The sequence below is a fragment of the Micromonospora pisi genome, from assembly GCF_003633685.1.
Taxonomy (GTDB): domain Bacteria; phylum Actinomycetota; class Actinomycetes; order Mycobacteriales; family Micromonosporaceae; genus Micromonospora_G; species Micromonospora_G pisi.
In genome coordinates this window covers 7,850,271-7,865,139 of sequence record NZ_RBKT01000001.1, presented here as the reverse complement: position 1 = coordinate 7,865,139, position 14,869 = coordinate 7,850,271, and the positions used below count along the sequence as shown (strand labels likewise).

14 protein-coding genes and 1 riboswitch are annotated in these 14,869 nt (G+C 72.7%); of the genes, 4 read left to right on the top strand and 10 right to left on the bottom strand.

The window, feature by feature from the left end:
- Nucleotides 1-97: 97 nt before the first annotated feature.
- Together BDK92_RS33700 and BDK92_RS33695 are read right to left on the bottom strand one after the other, a co-directional pair.
- Entirely contained in the window at nucleotides 98-1,594 is a 1,497-nt protein-coding gene (locus BDK92_RS33700; protein WP_121160370.1) for a vWA domain-containing protein, read from the bottom strand.
- Between the two features lie 250 nt (nucleotides 1,595-1,844).
- Nucleotides 1,845-2,606 (bottom strand): cobalt-precorrin-6A reductase, encoded by a 762-nt coding sequence (locus tag BDK92_RS33695; RefSeq protein ID WP_121160369.1) that lies wholly within the window; start codon nucleotides 2,604-2,606, stop codon nucleotides 1,845-1,847.
- A 47-nt stretch (nucleotides 2,607-2,653) separates the two neighbouring features.
- Here BDK92_RS33695 and BDK92_RS33690 point away from each other — a divergent pair, with 47 nt between their 5' ends.
- Complete coding sequence (locus BDK92_RS33690) at nucleotides 2,654-3,742, top strand: cobalt-precorrin-5B (C(1))-methyltransferase (protein ID WP_121160368.1); 1,089 nt, start codon at nucleotides 2,654-2,656, stop codon at nucleotides 3,740-3,742.
- Nucleotides 3,743-3,797: 55 nt separating this feature from the next.
- On the opposite strand, the gene cobM is transcribed toward BDK92_RS33690, so the two are convergent.
- The 7 genes from cobM to BDK92_RS33655 form a co-directional block, all read right to left on the bottom strand.
- A complete protein-coding gene (gene cobM, locus BDK92_RS33685; protein WP_121160367.1) occupies nucleotides 3,798-4,541 on the bottom strand; it encodes a precorrin-4 C(11)-methyltransferase in 744 nt (247 codons plus the stop codon).
- On the bottom strand, nucleotides 4,538-5,806 hold the full coding sequence (gene cbiE / locus BDK92_RS33680) for a precorrin-6y C5,15-methyltransferase (decarboxylating) subunit CbiE (RefSeq protein WP_342775871.1): 1,269 nt from the start codon (nucleotides 5,804-5,806) through the stop codon (nucleotides 4,538-4,540). Before cbiE ends, cobM begins: the two co-directional genes overlap by 4 nt.
- A gap of 10 nt (nucleotides 5,807-5,816) precedes the next feature.
- Nucleotides 5,817-6,233: a pyridoxamine 5'-phosphate oxidase family protein gene (locus tag BDK92_RS33675; RefSeq protein WP_121160365.1), complete on the bottom strand. Its 417-nt coding sequence runs from the start codon at nucleotides 6,231-6,233 to the stop codon at nucleotides 5,817-5,819.
- A gap of 135 nt (nucleotides 6,234-6,368) precedes the next feature.
- Nucleotides 6,369-6,785 carry a cobalamin biosynthesis protein gene (locus BDK92_RS33670; RefSeq protein ID WP_211349469.1) on the bottom strand — a complete coding sequence of 139 codons (417 nt, stop codon included), beginning with the start codon at nucleotides 6,783-6,785 and terminating at the stop codon, nucleotides 6,369-6,371.
- On the bottom strand, nucleotides 6,776-8,125 hold the full coding sequence (locus BDK92_RS33665) for a cobyrinic acid a,c-diamide synthase CobB (RefSeq protein ID WP_121160364.1): 1,350 nt from the start codon (nucleotides 8,123-8,125) through the stop codon (nucleotides 6,776-6,778). The genes BDK92_RS33670 and BDK92_RS33665 overlap by 10 nt, the downstream gene beginning before the upstream one ends.
- Complete coding sequence (cobO, locus tag BDK92_RS33660; protein ID WP_121160363.1) at nucleotides 8,119-8,721, bottom strand: cob(I)yrinic acid a,c-diamide adenosyltransferase; 603 nt, start codon at nucleotides 8,719-8,721, stop codon at nucleotides 8,119-8,121. Before cobO ends, BDK92_RS33665 begins: the two co-directional genes overlap by 7 nt.
- Before the next feature lies 1 nt (nucleotide 8,722).
- Entirely contained in the window at nucleotides 8,723-10,741 is a 2,019-nt protein-coding gene (locus BDK92_RS33655; protein WP_121160362.1) for a VWA domain-containing protein, read from the bottom strand.
- Nucleotides 10,742-10,825: 84 nt separating this feature from the next.
- Nucleotides 10,826-10,950, bottom strand: a riboswitch (cobalamin riboswitch).
- Between the two features lie 114 nt (nucleotides 10,951-11,064).
- On the opposite strand from BDK92_RS33655, the gene BDK92_RS33650 reads away from it, so the two are divergent.
- The 3 genes from BDK92_RS33650 to BDK92_RS33640 are packed head-to-tail and all read left to right on the top strand — an operon-like array spanning nucleotide 11,065 to nucleotide 13,847.
- Nucleotides 11,065-11,871, top strand: a complete 807-nt coding sequence (locus tag BDK92_RS33650) for a GntR family transcriptional regulator (protein WP_211349468.1) — start codon at nucleotides 11,065-11,067, stop codon at nucleotides 11,869-11,871.
- Between the two features lies 1 nt (nucleotide 11,872).
- Nucleotides 11,873-12,826 carry a DMT family transporter gene (locus BDK92_RS33645; RefSeq protein WP_211349467.1) on the top strand — a complete coding sequence of 318 codons (954 nt, stop codon included), beginning with the start codon at nucleotides 11,873-11,875 and terminating at the stop codon, nucleotides 12,824-12,826.
- The gene (locus BDK92_RS33640) at nucleotides 12,810-13,847 is read left to right on the top strand and encodes a UTRA domain-containing protein (RefSeq protein ID WP_170208787.1); all 1,038 of its coding nucleotides are present in this window, start codon (nucleotides 12,810-12,812) and stop codon (nucleotides 13,845-13,847) included. Before BDK92_RS33645 ends, BDK92_RS33640 begins: the two co-directional genes overlap by 17 nt.
- Nucleotides 13,848-13,899: 52 nt before the next feature.
- Here BDK92_RS33640 and BDK92_RS33635 read toward each other — a convergent pair whose 3' ends face one another.
- Complete coding sequence (locus BDK92_RS33635) at nucleotides 13,900-14,790, bottom strand: SMP-30/gluconolactonase/LRE family protein (protein ID WP_121160360.1); 891 nt, start codon at nucleotides 14,788-14,790, stop codon at nucleotides 13,900-13,902.
- Between the last annotated feature and the right edge of the window lie 79 nt (nucleotides 14,791-14,869).

The following is a 14,869-nucleotide window of genomic DNA, read 5'->3' as shown; positions in this document are numbered from 1 at the left end:
CGCTCGTGATGGACCGGCGTCGAGCGCAGTCAATCAAGATCGCGGGGACGAGTCTCACAGGTCCGGCGTACCTGGGCCAGTGATTTGATCAAGCTTGCTAGGCCACCTGGCCGATGAGCATGGCAAGCTCAGCCACCTTCGGGTCCCGAGTCTGCTCCGCCGCCCGCTCGGCGACCCGGCGCAGGTCCGTCAACGGGATCTGCTGCCCGACCGGCGTACGCCGCAACGCCTCGGCGAAGTATCCGGCCGCGTAACACACCCACAGTCGCGGGGACGCCAGTTCGAACCGGCCGTCGAGGTCCCCGACCGTGACCGACTCGTACGTCTCGGCCGCCGTCTGGTCGGCCGGGTCGAGCCAGCGCACCCGTACCTGGGCCGCACGCGCCGAGGCGGGCCGCTCACCGGTGAGCCGTACCTCGTAGAGCGCGGTGACACTGTGCCCCGGGCCCACCTCGCCACCGTCGACCCGGTCGTCCCGGAAGTCGTCGTCGGCGAGCGCCCGGTTCTCGTACCCGACCAGCCGGTACGAACTGACCGTCGCGGGATCGAACGTCACCTGCACCTTGGCGTCCAGAGCCCGTACGGTCAACGTCGCCGGCAACTGCCGTACGAAGACCTCCCGCGCCCGCGTGCGGTCGCCGACGTACACCACGAACCCGTCGCCTCGGTCCGCCAACTTCTCCATCAGGGCGTCGCCGTACTCGCCGCCGACACCGACCCCGAGCAGCGCGATCTCCTTGTCCGCCTCCTCCCGGACCTGCCGCAGGATGGAATCGGCACCGGTCTGTCCGGAGTTCGCCAACCCGTCGGAGAGGATGATCACGCGGTTCGTCTGGCCGACGCGAAAGCCCTCCCGGGCAACCTGGTAGCCGAGCACCAGTCCCGCCTCCAGGTTCGTGAAGCTCTCCGGCCGCAACGAGTCGATGGCGGAGTGCAGTCGCTCGGCGTCGGAGACGCGGGTCATCTCCCGTACCACCCGGGCCTCGCCGCTGAACGCCACGATGGCCACCGATTCGGTAGGCCGAAGCTGGTCGACGAGGGTGTGCAGCGCGTCCTGGACCAGGTCGAGCCGGCCCGGCTCCGCCATCGAACCGGAGGTGTCCACGACGAAGGTCAGGGCGGCGTCCGGCCGGCTCTCCGCCTCCTCGGAACGGGTCTGCAACCCGACCCGCATCAGGCGGAGCTCCTCCTCGATCGAGGGGCCGTGACTGGCCGGCGGGCTGGCCCCGTCGATGTGCACCGCGAAGCCGTCCCCGCTCGGCTCCGGGTAGTCCTGTTCGAAGGAGTTCACGAACTCCTCCGGCCGTACCTTGTCCCGCTCCGGCCACCGCCCCTCCCTGAGCAGGCGTGAGGCGTAACCGTACGACGCGGTGTCGATGTCGACGGCGAAGGTCGACTCGGGGTCGTCCTCGGTGGACGAGCCCTGCTTGCCGGGCCATTGCCTGTCCTCGTCCTCGCCCCGGGAGACCGGGGGGCGCGCCGACCCACGGTCGTCCTCGCCGGTGGCGGAGCAGCCGACCAGTGTGGCGGACACGGTCAGGGCCAGGGTGCCGAGCAGAACCGCCAGTGGAGCCGATCGGCGGGTGGTAGCCATCGCCTACCTCCGATACACGTCGGTGGTGAGAGGCCCGGGCCGATGGATTCGGCACGGTTCGACACAGCCCCGGGCCCACGATCGGACCACCGCGGTTGGTCGCTCCTGCCATTGCGCCAGAGATCAGAGGTGGCGGGTCACCCGGTTACCGAGCCGACGCTCAAACGTGAGCGTCGTGATCAGGCCGTACGCAGAACGTGACCGCGCGTTGGTTGCCGAAGAGACCTGCCGGACGGGTGAACGAGCGAAACTACGAACCCGGGATGCCCGGCAGCCCGGGCAGCCACGAGACGACCTCCTCGATCCGCTCCACCCGCTCGGCGAGCGGGGTCGGCGGACGGTCGACCAGCACCACCGGAAGACCCAACTCGCGGGCCGCCTCCAGTTTCGCGGCCGTCATCGTGCCGCCACTGTCCTTGGTGACCAGCACCTCGATCTCGTACCGGCGCAACAACTCCAGCTCACCGGCGACGGTGAACGGCCCCCGGTCCAGCACCACCGCCAGGCGGCGCGGCAGCGGCGGGTCCGGTGGGTCCACCGAGCGGACCAGGAACCAGTGCCGGTCCAACCCGGCGAAGACGGCCACGCTCTGCCGCCCGGTACTGAGGAAGACCCGCTCCCCCAGGCCGGCGACCATCTCGGCGGCGGCCTGCAGTGACGGCACCCGCCGCCAGTCGTCACCAGGCCGCTCGGTCCAGCCCGGTCGGCGTACGACCAGCAGCGGCACCCCGACCTCCGCGCAGGCGGTGACCGCCGAGGTGCTGATCCGGGCGGCGAACGGATGGGTCGCGTCGACCACCGCACCGACCCGTTCCCGACGCAGCCAGTCGGCCAGCCCCGCCGGGCCACCGAACCCGCCGATCCGGACCTCCCCGTCGGGCAGTGCCGGTCGGGCCACCCTGCCGGCGAGCGAGGTCACCACCCGCAGGTCCGGCCGCTCCCACGCCAGCAGCGCCGCCAGGCGACGGGCCTCCCCGGTGCCGCCGAGCAGCAGCACGGTGAACCCGCTCATCGGACCCCCCGCTGCGTCGATCTTCGGGCAACCGGCATGCTGGGCCGGTGACCAGCGGCAAGACGTCGACCCCGCTGCGGTACGGCTGGACGACCGGTGCCTGCGCCACCGCGGCCACCACCGCCGCGTACACCGCTCTGCTCACCGGTTCCTTTCCAGACCCGGTGGAGATCACCCTGCCGAAGGGACAGCGGCCGTCGTTCGCGCTGGCCCGGGAGGCGCTGGACGACCGGATGGCGCTGGCCGGGGTGGTGAAGGACGCCGGTGACGACCCCGACGTGACGCACGGCGCACTGGTCTACGTCACCGTACGGCCGGCACCGGCCGGTGTCGGGGTGGTGTTCCAGGCCGGCGTGGGGGTCGGCACGGTGACGAAGCCGGGCCTGCCGCTGCCGGTCGGTGAACCGGCGATCAACCCGGTTCCCCGGGAGATGATGCGCCGAGCGGTGGCCGAGGTCGCGGACCGGCACGGCGGCACCGGGGACGTTTTCGTGGAGGTCTCGGTCGAGCGGGGCGAGGAACTCGCCCGGCACACCTGGAACCCCCGGCTCGGCATCCTCGGCGGGCTCTCCATTCTCGGCACCACCGGGATCGTGGTGCCGTACTCCTGCTCGGCCTGGATCGACAGCATCCGGCGCGGCATCGACGTGGCGCGCGCCGCCGGACACCCGCACGTCGCCGCCTGCACCGGCAGCACTTCCGAACGGGTCGCCACTGAGCTGTACGGGCTGCCCGAGGACGCGCTGCTGGACATGGGCGACTTCGCGGGCGCGGTGCTGAAGTACCTGCGCCGGCACCCGATTCCCCGACTCACCGTGGCGGGCGGCATCGGCAAGCTGACCAAGCTCGCCAACGGCCACCTCGACCTGCACTCCGGCCGGTCGCAGGTGGATTTCCCCGCCCTGGCGGAGCTGGTCGCCCAGGCCGGCGCGGACCCGGCGCTGGTCGAGGGGGTACGCGAAGCGAACACCGCCCTGGACGCGCTGCGGCAGTGTCAGGCGGTCGGGTTGCCGCTGGGCGACCTGGTGGCCGCCGGTGCCCGGAACACCTCGATGGAGGTGCTGCGCGGGGCGGACGTGGCCGTCGACGTGGTGGTGATCGACCGCGCCGGCACCATCGTCGGCCGGACCCACTGACCGGCGCGCCGGCTCCACCGACCGCCTGCTCCGACCCCTCGGCGCGGGGGCGGGATCAGGCACGGCAACGGTCGGTCGAATAGAGGTGGCTGTCCGGGAAGGCGGCGGCGGTGAGGACCGAACCGACGACGACCACGGCGGTACGGACGATCCCGGCCGACCGGACCTGCCCGGCGATGTCGGCCAGGGTGCCCCGCAGCACCAGTTCGTCCTCCCGGCTGGCCCGCGCCACCACGGCGACCGGGCAGTCGGCGCCGTAGTTCGGCACCAGCTCCTCGACCAGCTCCTCGATCCGCTGCACTGCCAGGTGCAGCACGAGCGTGGCCCGGCTGCGACCGAGCGTGGCCAGGTCCTCCCCCGCCGGCATCGGGGTGGCCCGCGCGGCGGTCCGGGTCAGGATCACCGTCTGGCCGACGCCCGGCACGGTCAGCTCCCGACGCAGCGCCGCGGCCGCCGCCGCGAACGCGGGAACGCCGGGCACCACCTCGTACGGGATCTCCAGTGCGTCGAGGCGGCGCATCTGCTCCGCCACGGCGCTGAACACCGACGGGTCACCGGAGTGCAACCGGGCCACATCCAGGCCGGCGCGGTGCGCGGCGAGCAGGTCGGCCACGATCTCGTCCAGGTTCAGGTTCGCCGTGTCCACCAGCCGGGCGTCGGGCGGGCAGTACGCGAGCAGTTCCGGCGGAACGAGGCTGCCCGCGTAGAGGCAGACCGGCGCCGCTGCCAACCGGTCCCGGCCCCGAACCGTGATCAGATCCGCTGCGCCCGGACCGGCGCCGATGAAGAAGACCGTCATGCTTTCGCCACCGTCCACTGGGTCACCGGCAGCATCGGCCGCCAACCGGTGAAGTTGCCAACCGGCGCCGCCCGCTGGACCGACAGCCGGATCAGGTCGCCGCCGAGCCGCCCGTACGCGTCGCCGACGGTTCGCTCCGACTCCAGGGTGACCGCGTTGACCACCAACCGCCCACCCGGCCGCAGCGCCTGCCAGCACCGGTCGAGCAGACCTGGAACGGTCACGCCGCCGCCGACGAAGACCGCGTCGGGTGCTTCCAGCCCGGACAGCGCCTCCGGTGCCGCGCCGCGTACGACATGTAGCTCCGGCACCCCGAGCGCGGCGGCGTTGACCCCGATCCGGTCCGCCCGCACCGGGTCGCGTTCGATCGCCACCGCCCGGCAGGACGGGTGCGTACGGAGCCACTCGATCGCGATGCTGCCGGCACCGCCACCGACGTCCCAGAGCAGTTGCCCGGGGGTGGGCGCGAGTCGGGCCAGGGTGATCGCGCGGATCTCGCGTTTGGTGATCTGACCGTCGTGCTCGTACGCGTCGTCGGGCAGGCCGGGGACGGGCGGGCGCGGCGGGGCGCCGGGGTCGGCCTGGCAGTGGGCCGCGACGACGTTGAGCGGGCCGACTGTCTCCTCCCACCCGGCGGCGGTGCCGGTGCGGATCCGCTCGTCCGGCCCGCCGAGCGACTCCAGTACGGTCACCCCGCTCCCGCCGTAGCCACGGGCGGTGAGCAGGGCGGCGACCGCCGCCGGGGTGCGCCCGTCGGCGCTGAGGACGAGCAGCCGCCGGCCCGGGTGCACGAAGCGGTGCAGCCGTTCGACCGCCCGCCCGACCAGACTCACCACCTCGACCTCGTCGAGCGGCCAGCCGAGCCGGGCGCAGGCGAGCGAGACCGACGACGGGTGCGGGACGACCCGTACCCGTTCGGGTCCGAGCAGCCGGGTCAGTGTCGTGCCCACCCCGAAGAACATCGGGTCGCCGCTGGCCAGGACCACGACCGCCCGACCGGCGTGGGCGTCGAGCAGGCCGGGCAGTGCGGCCAGCATCGGCGACGGCCAGGCGATCCGTAGCATGCTCGTGCCCGCGCCGGGCAGGTCGGCCGGCTCGGGCAGCAGCGCCAACTGGCGGGCACTGCCGAGCAGCACCTCGGCCGAGCGGAGGGCGGCGCGGGCCGGTCCGCTCAGCCCGGCCCAGCCGTCGGCACCGATGCCGACGACGGTGACCACGGCGTCCGGCTGGTCCGGGTCCGCTGCCATCGCCGAGGGCTCAGACACTGGCGGGTGCTCAGACATTGCCGAGGATGCGGGTCACCCGGATCTCGATGACCACCCGCTCGGGGTTCGGACGCGGCTGGCGGTAACGCTGCGCGTAGCGGCGTTCCGCGTCGGCCACCGTCGCGGCGTCGTCCCGGACCACCGCGTACCCCTCGATCGTCGACCAGCGGCGACCGTCGACCTGGCAGACCGCCACCGGGCCGCCCTCGGTGCCGAGGTTGAGCACCTTCCGGGAGGTACGTGAGGAGATGACCCGGGCCAGGCCGGCGTCGGCGTCGAAGGTGGCGCCGACCGGCACCACGTGCGGCGTACCGTCGGCGCGGAGGGTGGTGAGGGTGCAGAGGTGCCGTTCCCGCCAGAACTGGGCGAGTTCCCCGTCGGCCGGATCGATCCGGTGGTCCACCTTGCCGCCGCTGCTCCCGCTCATATGTGTCTCCTTGCTGTGCTGGTCCCCGTGGTGCTCGTTCGCGCCGGGCGCGCCGGTGCTCGTTCGCGCCGGGCGCGCCGGTGCTCGTTCGCGCTGGCGTCGCGGTGCTCGTTCGCGCTGGTGGCGCGGGTGCCGCTAACCGCCGTCGTGACGGTACGCGTCCACCTCACCGGCCGGTCCGGCCACCGCCACCGTGGCCGCACCACTGGCCCGCTTTGGCAACAGCAGGACAGGCTCGGCGCCCCGGTCGCGTACGGCGCGCAGCGCGGCGGCCTCGGCCACGCTCGGCGTACCGGTTGCCGCCCGGACCAGCGCCGACGGGTGCGGCACCGCCTCCCGGGCCAGTTCCAGCGCCGGATAGCCGACCAGTGGCCAACCCCGTCGGCCGGCGACCTCGACCAGGCCCGGTTCGACCACCCGACGGTCGACCGTGGCCAACGCGGCCACCCGCTCCGGGGCCAGCCCGATCGCGGCGAGCGCCGCACCGACCAGGGCGTCGAGTTCGTCGGAGTCCACGCCCGGCCGGGCACCGACGCCGACGATCAGCGACACGCGGCCACCAGGTTCCGGGCCAGGGACGGTGTCCCGGCCCAGTGCAGGTGCAGGTACGAGGCGTGCACGCCGCCGGAGACGAAGCCCTCGGGTGCGGCGTCCCGCCAGGCCCAGGCCGGTGCCGTACCCGATCTGGGGGTCACGGTGGTGCGGTGGAACTCGTGCCCGGTGACCCGGGTGCCGGTCGGCGCGAGCACGCTGTCGCTCAGCGCGACCGCGTCCCGGTAACCCAGGGTGAGCCGGTCGGTCATCACCGCCTCCGCGTCGAGCACCCCGCACATCGGCGCACCGTCCAGGCTCCGGCTGAGCCAGAGCAGGCCGGCGCACTCGGCGGCGATCGGCGCCCCGGTCGCGGCGAGCCGGGCCACCTCGGCGCGCAGCGGCGCGTTGGCGGTGAGCTGCTCGGCGTAGACCTCGGGGAACCCGCCGCCCACCACCAGGGCGGCCGTGCCGTCCGGCAACTGTTCGTCGTGCAGCGGGTCGACCACGGCCACCTCGGCGCCGGCGGCGCGCAGGAGTTCGGTGGTCTCGGCGTACCCGAAGCTGAACGCCGGTCCACCGGCGATCGCGACCACCGGACGGGGCCCGGCGACCTCGACCGTCGGGGGCTCCCAGGCGCGCGCGACCAGCGGCGGCGCGCTCCGGGCCACCGCCAGTACGCCATCCAGGTCGACACTCTCGGTGATCAGGCTCGCCAGCGCGGCCACCGATTCGAGCGCCTCGGCGCGCCGCTCCACCGCCGGCACCAGGCCCAGGTGGCGGGAGGGGGCGGCGATCACCGCGTGCCGGCGCAGTACGCCCAGCACCGGTGTGCCGACCTCGGCGCAGGCGTCCCGGAGCAACTGCTCGTGCCGGTCGGAGCCGACCCGGTTGAGCAGGACGCCGGCGATCCGGACCGCCCCGGTCGCGGCCGAGCCGAACGACCGGAAGCCGTGCACCAGTGCGGCGACCGAGCGCGCCTGCGCGGAGGCGTCGACGACCAACAGCACCGGTGCGTCGAGCAGCGCCGCGACGTGGGCGGTGGAGCCGAAGTCACCCGCGCCGACCCGACCGTCGTACAGGCCCATGACGCCTTCGACCACGGCAAGGTCGGCCCCGGCGGCGCCGTGCGCGAAGAGCGGCCCGACGAGTTCCTCACCGACCATCACCGGGTCCAGGTTCCGGCCCGGCCGGCCGGCGGCAAGGGTGTGGTAACCGGGATCGATGTAGTCCGGGCCGACCTTGAAGCCGGCCACCCGTACGCCACGCGCGGCGAACGCGGCGAGCAGGCCGGTCGCGACGGTGGTCTTGCCGTGGCCGGAGGCCGGTGCCGCGATGACCAGTCGGGGTACGTTCACCACTCGATGCCCTGCTGGCCCTTGCGGCCGGCGTCCATCGGGTGCTTGACCTTGGTCATCTCGGTGACCAGGTCGGCGAGGTCGACCAGGTCCGGATGAGCGTCCCGGCCGGTGATCACCACGTGCTGGTTGCCGGGCCGGTCGCGCAGTGTCGCGACCACGTCCGCGATGTCGATCCAGCCCCACTTGATCGGGTAGGTGAACTCGTCCAGCACGTAGAAGCGGTACGCCTCGGCGGCGAGGTCCCGCTTGATCTGCGCCCAACCCTCGGCCGCCTCGACCGCGTGGTCCCGCTCGGTGCCCGGACGTTGGATCCAGGACCAGCCTTCGCCCATCTTGTGCCAGACCACGCTGCCGCCCTGGCCGCTCTCGCCGAGGGTGCGCAGTGCGGTCTCCTCGCCGACCTTCCACTTCGGGCTCTTCACGAACTGGAAGACGGCAATCGGCCAACCCGCGCTCCACGCCCGCAGCGCCATCCCGAACGCGGCGGTCGACTTGCCCTTGCCCTGACCGGTGTGGACGGCCAGGACCGGCTGGCGGCGCCGAGCGCGTGTGGTCAGGCCGTCGTCGGGTATCTGTTCCGGCTTGCCCTGGGGCATGTCAGGCCGCCTTTCCGAGAGTGTGCAGCGCGTCCAGCGGGACGCAGTCGGCGGCCAGGGCGGTGGCGAGCCGCCGGGCCAGTCCGAGCCGGATCGGTCCGGACTCGCAGTCGACGACCACCGAGGCGACGTCGCCGAGGGCGGGCAGGACCGTCAACGGGTCCGGCCCGCTGGTCGCCCGGCCGTCGGTGACGACGACCAGCAGGGGGCGACGCCGCGGGTCGCGGCGCCGTTCGCTGTCGAGGGTCCGCGCGGCCTGGCGCAGGCCGGCGGCGAGCGGGGTCCGGCCGCCGGTGCGCAGTTCGGCCAGGCGCAGCACACCGACCTCGTGGCTCGCCGTCGGCTCGAGCACCGTGCTCGCCCCGGTCCCCCGGAACGTGATCATGCCGATCTTGTCGCGCCGCTGGTAGGCGTCACGCAGCAGGGAGAGGACGGCGGTCTTCACCACCCGCATCCGGCGCCGGGCCGCCATCGAACCGGAGGCGTCGACCACGAAGAGCACCAGGTTCGCCTCGCGTCCCACGTGCACCGCCTCACGCAGGTCCGCCGCCGTGACCACGCGGGCGCCGCGCCGGGCCGTGGCGAGCAGGGTGGCGGGCAGGTGCAGGCTGGTCACCCGGCCGGCCGGCAGCCGGGCGCCGACCACCCGGCCGCGCCGGGCGTACGACGGGGAACGGCGGCCGGTGTGCGCGCCGGTGCCCCGTCCGCGTACCGCCAGGGGCCGGGTCCGGTACGGCTGCGTCGCGGCGACCGGTGGTGGGCCGCCGGCGTTCGACTGCTCCGGCTGCCGCTCCGGTGCGGGCTGCTCGTCCGGGCTCGCCGGCTCCGACGCGGGCGGGCCGTCCGGGGTGTCGTCCCGGCTCGGACCGTCCGGGCCCGGGTCGCCGCCGCCCGGTGGCGGGCCGCCGTGGGGCCCGTTCGGAGGTCCGTCCGGCGGGCTGTCGGGCGGTGTGTCGTCGGGGCCGTCGTCCGGCCCGGCCGGCGGTTCCGGCTCCGGGTCGGCGTCGCCGCCGTGTTCACGGAGCAGTTCCTCGAGTTTGTCCTGGTCGGTGCCGGGCGGGTCGAGCGGGTCCCGGCGGCGCCGGTGTGGCAGCGCCAGCCGGGCGGCGGCGGCGACGTCATCGGCGGTCACCACGTCCCGGTCGTGCCAGGCGGCGAGCGCCACGGCGGTCCGGGCGACCACGATGTCGGCGCGGAGCCCGTCGACCCCGTACTCGAGGCAGATGGTCGCGATCCGGTCCAGTTCGGCGTCGGGCAGCCGCACCGAGGGCAGCCGCAGCCGGGCGGCCGCGATCCGCCGGGCGAGTACGGCGTCCTCCTCCACCCAGCGCGCCGCGAAGCCCACCGGGTCGGTCTCGTACGCGAGCCGCCGGCGCACCACCTCGGCCCGGGCGGGCGCCTCGCGGGGTGCGGCCACGGCCACCACCAGCCCGAACCGGTCCACCAACTGGGGGCGGGGTTCGCCCTCCTCCGGGTTCATCGTGCCGACGAGCAGGAAGCGGGCCGCGTGCTTGACCGAGACCCCGTCCCGTTCGACGTGTGCCCGGCCCATCGCGGCGGCGTCGAGCAGCAGGTCGACCAGGTGGTCCGGAAGCAGGTTGACCTCGTCGACGTAGAGCACGCCACGGTGGGCGGCGGCGAGCAGGCCCGGCTCGTACGCCTTGACCCCGTCGGCGAGGGCGCGTTGCAGGTCCAGGGTGCCGACGACCCGGTCCTCGGTGGCGCCGACCGGCAGCTCGACCAGGGTGGCGCGGCGTCGTACGGCGGTCGCACCGGGCTCGTGCGGGCCGTCCGGGCAGTCGCCGTCGGGGTTGGCCGGGTCGCAGGCGAACCGGCAGCCGGGGACCACGTCGACGTCGGGCAGCAGCGCGGCGAGGGCCCGGACGATTGTCGACTTCGCGGTGCCCTTCTCGCCACGGACCAGCACCCCGCCGATGGCCGGGGAGACCGCGTTGAGGAGCAGGGCGAGTCGCAGTTCGGCCAGGCCGACGACGGCGGAGAACGGGTACGGCGGGGTCATCGCCCACTCAGGCGCGCAGAAGCCATGCTCAAGTCCCTTCCGCGGGTGTCCACGCCCGCGTTGGCTGGGTGGTGCGAGCGGTCGGAGTCTCCTGACTCCCGGATCGACGCTTCCCCTCGACCTTCCGGCCTTTCGGCCGTGGCCCGTGCGTGAGGGGTCACTCCCCGGTCACAGTGGCGGGACCGCCCCGGACTCACACCGGGTTCCTCCGCGCACCGCTCTCGTTGCGCCATGCTGTCCCACCGACCGGCCCGCCGTCAACGTGAGCACCGCGACCCGCAGAAGCAACTGGCTTAAGCCAGTTGCGTTACACTCGATGACTGGTGTCCCAGAGACGGGTGGAGCAGTTGACCGAGCGACCCGAACCAGACAAGCGACCCGCGAGCCGGCGAATCGCGGATGACCTCCGTGCCGCCATCGATCGCGGTGAGCTGCGCGCAGATGCCCGACTGCCGTCCGAGCGCGAGCTGTCGATGACGTACGGCACCGCGCGCAACACCGCGCGGGAAGCGATCAGCATCCTTCAGTCCGAAGGTCTGGTGGTCGCACAGCACGGACGGGGTGTCTTCGTCCGAAAACGCTGGCCGCTCATCCGACTTGGCGCAAGCCGCTACTCACGCCGGTTGCGTCAGGAGACCGGGCTGTCACCATTCCGGATCGAGGTCAGCCGGCAGGGACGGGCCCCGCGTACGGAATGCCGCTCGGTGACGCGCGAGCGTCCACCGCTCGACGTGGCCGACCGACTCTCGCTCGACCCGGCGACGTCCGAGGTCGTGCGGCGGGAGAACTGGTACTACGCCGACGAGGAGCCGGTCCAGCTCGGCGTCACCTACATTCCGGTCGACATCGCCGGCGATTCCGTCCTCGCCACAGAGAAGACGCTCGGGACCGGCAGCATCTACGCCAGGTTCGAAGACCTCGGGTATCCCATCGCCCGGATCCGGGAAGAGGTCAGCGCACGCATGCCGAGCACCGACGAGTCGGCCCGACTCGCCGTACCGCCCGGCGTACCGATCATCGAGGTGCTGCACACCGGGTACGACGCCGAAGGCCGGCCGTTCGAGGTCACCAGGTTCACCATGCGCGGCGACCTGAACGGCCTGGACTACGAGATGCCGATCGAGGATTGATGTGGGAACCCGGATCGACCGTGGAAGCATCGCGCGACTGGCCCTGCTGGCCCTGATCTGGGGTTCGGGCTTCTTGTGGATCAAGCTGGCCCTGCGCGGGTTCACTCCGGTGCAGATCGTCCTGGCCCGACTCCTACTCGGGGTCATGGTGCTTGCGCCCATCGCCCTGGTACGCCAGATGCCCCTCCCGTCGGGCCGGCGCATCTGGGCACATCTCGTCGTTGCGGCACTACTCGCCAACGCCGTTCCGTACACGCTGTTCGGCATCGGGGAGCAGACCGTCGGCTCGAACGTGGCCGGCGTACTCAACGCCACCACACCGCTGTGGACGATGCTGGTAGCAGTCCTGGCCGGAACCGATCGCGCGGTCAACGGTTGGCGCGCTGCCGGAATCGCATCCGGCTTCGCCGGTACGGTGCTGATCTTCACACCGTGGGAATCGGCGACGGAGATCGCGAGCTGGGGCGGGCTGGCCTGTCTGGCCGCTTCCGCGAGCTACGGCCTCAGCTACGTCTACATGGGCAGGCACCTCGCCGGACGGGGCATTCCCCCGATCATGCTCTCGACGTGCCAGCTCGCCGTTGGTACGGCGCTGCTCATCCTCGCCCTGCCCTTCGGCGGCCTGACCGTGCCGACGTGGAGCGCCGTTCCGGTCAGCAGCCTGGTCATACTCGGCACCGTGGGGACCGGCCTCGCCTACGTCCTGAACTACCGGCTCATCAGCGACCTCGGGTCGACGGCGGCCTCTACCACCACCTACCTACTTCCGGTCGTGGCCGTGGTACTTGGCGCCCTCGTGCTCAAGGAGCCCGTCACCGCGCCGATGGTCGCCGGCATGATCCTGGTGCTCGCCGGTATCGCCCTCGTCCAACTGCGACTCGATCCGTCCACCGCACGGACCACTCTGGCAACCGCTGGCGCACCTCCGAGGGATGCCCATGAACAGCCCGATTGAAGCCGCACAATCACGCTTTGCCCAGCGCCTGAAGGAACTCCGTCAGGAACACGGGCTTTCGCTACGCAAGCTCGCCCGTCTCGCCCACTACTCCCGCACCTATCTGTGGGAGATGGAGACCGGACAGCGGAACCCCCACGAGCGGTTGGGCAGCGCGCTCGACCGCGTCTTCGGCACCGGTGACGAACTCAGCGTGTTGGCAGCCCAGTGCCCACCTGCGTTACCCCGACGCCGTCCGGCGCGAGCACCCATCATGCCCGACCTCCGCGCACTGGCGACCTACCGGCAGACGCTCGAAGACACGGCGCGCTTAGCGCGGCTACACATCTCATCGGTGAACACCCCACCTCGCGACACCGCCATCGACGGCTCCGCGTCAGACCGAGCCTTGGTGACGAGAGCGGCCGGCGAATGGGCGCGGACGGTCAGCCGGCTGTACGACCTGTTCGTACGGCGACGGCCACTCCTTGCCCGCATCGCGCCCTACCGGTACTCACGACGACTTCGAGCCGAGAGCGGCGTGTCACCGTTCCGAATCGAGGTGGGTGTCCAAGGCCGGATACCGACGACAGCCTGTTCCGATATCCGGCGCCTGCGAGCGCCCGCCGACGTGGCCGCCCGGCTCCGACTCGACCCGCACGACGACGAGGTTCTGTGCCGAACGAACCACTACTCCGCTGACGACGAGCCGGTACAGGTCGGGACCACCTACCTTCCCCTGGCCCTGGCCCTGGCGCAGCGGTCGGCTTTCCCCACCGAGAGCAAACTCGGCCCAGGTTCACTCTATGAACAACTCGAGCGCGCCGGTCATCGTCTGGCCCGGGTGCGGGAGGAAGTCAGCGCCCGGCTTCCGACACCACAGGAGGCAGCGGAGGTCGGCGCACCCGTCGGCGTGCCGATCCTCGAAGTGCTGCACACCAGCTACGACGCCGATGACCAGCCCTTCGAGGTGACTCGTTTCCTCATACGTTCGGACCTTTCGATGCTCGACTACCAACTGCCCGTCGGAGATCGGAACTAGCCGGTTGGCGGTGAGCCGCAACCACCGCCACAGCCAGGCTCGGTATGGAGGGTCAGAGTCGGATGTCCTCAACCTCATGATCAACCGACTGGGCCGGGGTGCCGGGGACCTCGACGTCGACGGCGAGCAGGGCACCGTCGAGCGGGCCACGCGGGTCGAGGCCCAGGTGGGCCGTGGTGACGAAGAGCCGACGCAGCCCCGGACCGCCGAGGCAGACGCTGGTGGGCTGGGCCGCCGGCAGGCGCAGCTCGCGGTCGAGGGTGCCGTCCGGGCGGTAGCGGCGGACCGCGTACCCGCCCCAGAGGGCCACCCAGAGGTGCCCGGCGGCGTCGACGGTCATGCCGTCGGGCGCGCCTTCGGCCCCGGCGAGCCGCAGGAACGGGGTACGACCGGAGAGCGCCCCGGTGGCCGGGTCGACGGTGAACCGGTCCACCTCGCCCCGGGCGGTGTCGGCCAGGTACATGGTGGTGCCGGTGGCGTCGAACGCCGGCCCGTTGGTGATCGTCAGCCCGGTGACCACGGGAGTCGTGCCGGTGCTGTCGTACCGGTAGAGGGTGCCGGCGCCCGGGGTGGTGTCGTACGCCATGCTCCCGGCCCAGAAGCGGCCGTGCGGGTCGGCGACGCCGTCGTTCATCCGGGCCGGTGACGGGTTGCCGCTCTCCAGGTCGACGAGTTGACGGTGCCCGTCGGCGCCGGCCAGCTCGGCGAGCCCGGTGCCGGTCGCGGCGATCCAGTCGCCCGGCCGTCCGCCGATCGGTGCCACCGCACCGAGCGGGGCGTCCACCCGGCGCGACTCGCGCAGCGGTGCCGGGGCGTCACCGGTGGTCTCGTAGAGCCGGCCGGCGAGCAGGTCGACCAGGACCAGCCGGTCATCCACCCAGCGGGCACCCTCGCCCAGTTCGAACCGGTCATCGCTCCACGGGGTCGGCTCGGTGAGCCGCATCGTCTCCTCCTGGGGGGGGTGGTCGGTGGTGGCACAACTGTCAGCGGACCCCCGACGGGGCCCGACAGGTCGGTACGGG

What these genes read in the sequence shown, in the direction of transcription:
- BDK92_RS33700 (WP_121160370.1), bottom strand. Translation starts at nt 1,594, where the DNA reads ATGGCTACCACCCGCCGATCGGCTCCACTGGCGGTTCTGCTCGGCACC.
- BDK92_RS33695 (WP_121160369.1), bottom strand. Translation starts at nt 2,606, where the DNA reads ATGAGCGGGTTCACCGTGCTGCTGCTCGGCGGCACCGGGGAGGCCCGT.
- cobM (WP_121160367.1), bottom strand. Translation starts at nt 4,541, where the DNA reads ATGACGGTCTTCTTCATCGGCGCCGGTCCGGGCGCAGCGGATCTGATC.
- BDK92_RS33675 (WP_121160365.1), bottom strand. Translation starts at nt 6,233, where the DNA reads ATGAGCGGGAGCAGCGGCGGCAAGGTGGACCACCGGATCGATCCGGCC.
- cobO (WP_121160363.1), bottom strand. Translation starts at nt 8,721, where the DNA reads ATGCCCCAGGGCAAGCCGGAACAGATACCCGACGACGGCCTGACCACA.
- BDK92_RS33655 (WP_121160362.1), bottom strand. Translation starts at nt 10,741, where the DNA reads ATGACCCCGCCGTACCCGTTCTCCGCCGTCGTCGGCCTGGCCGAACTG.
- BDK92_RS33640 (WP_170208787.1), top strand. Translation starts at nt 12,810, where the DNA reads ATGAACAGCCCGATTGAAGCCGCACAATCACGCTTTGCCCAGCGCCTG.
- BDK92_RS33635 (WP_121160360.1), bottom strand. Translation starts at nt 14,790, where the DNA reads ATGCGGCTCACCGAGCCGACCCCGTGGAGCGATGACCGGTTCGAACTG.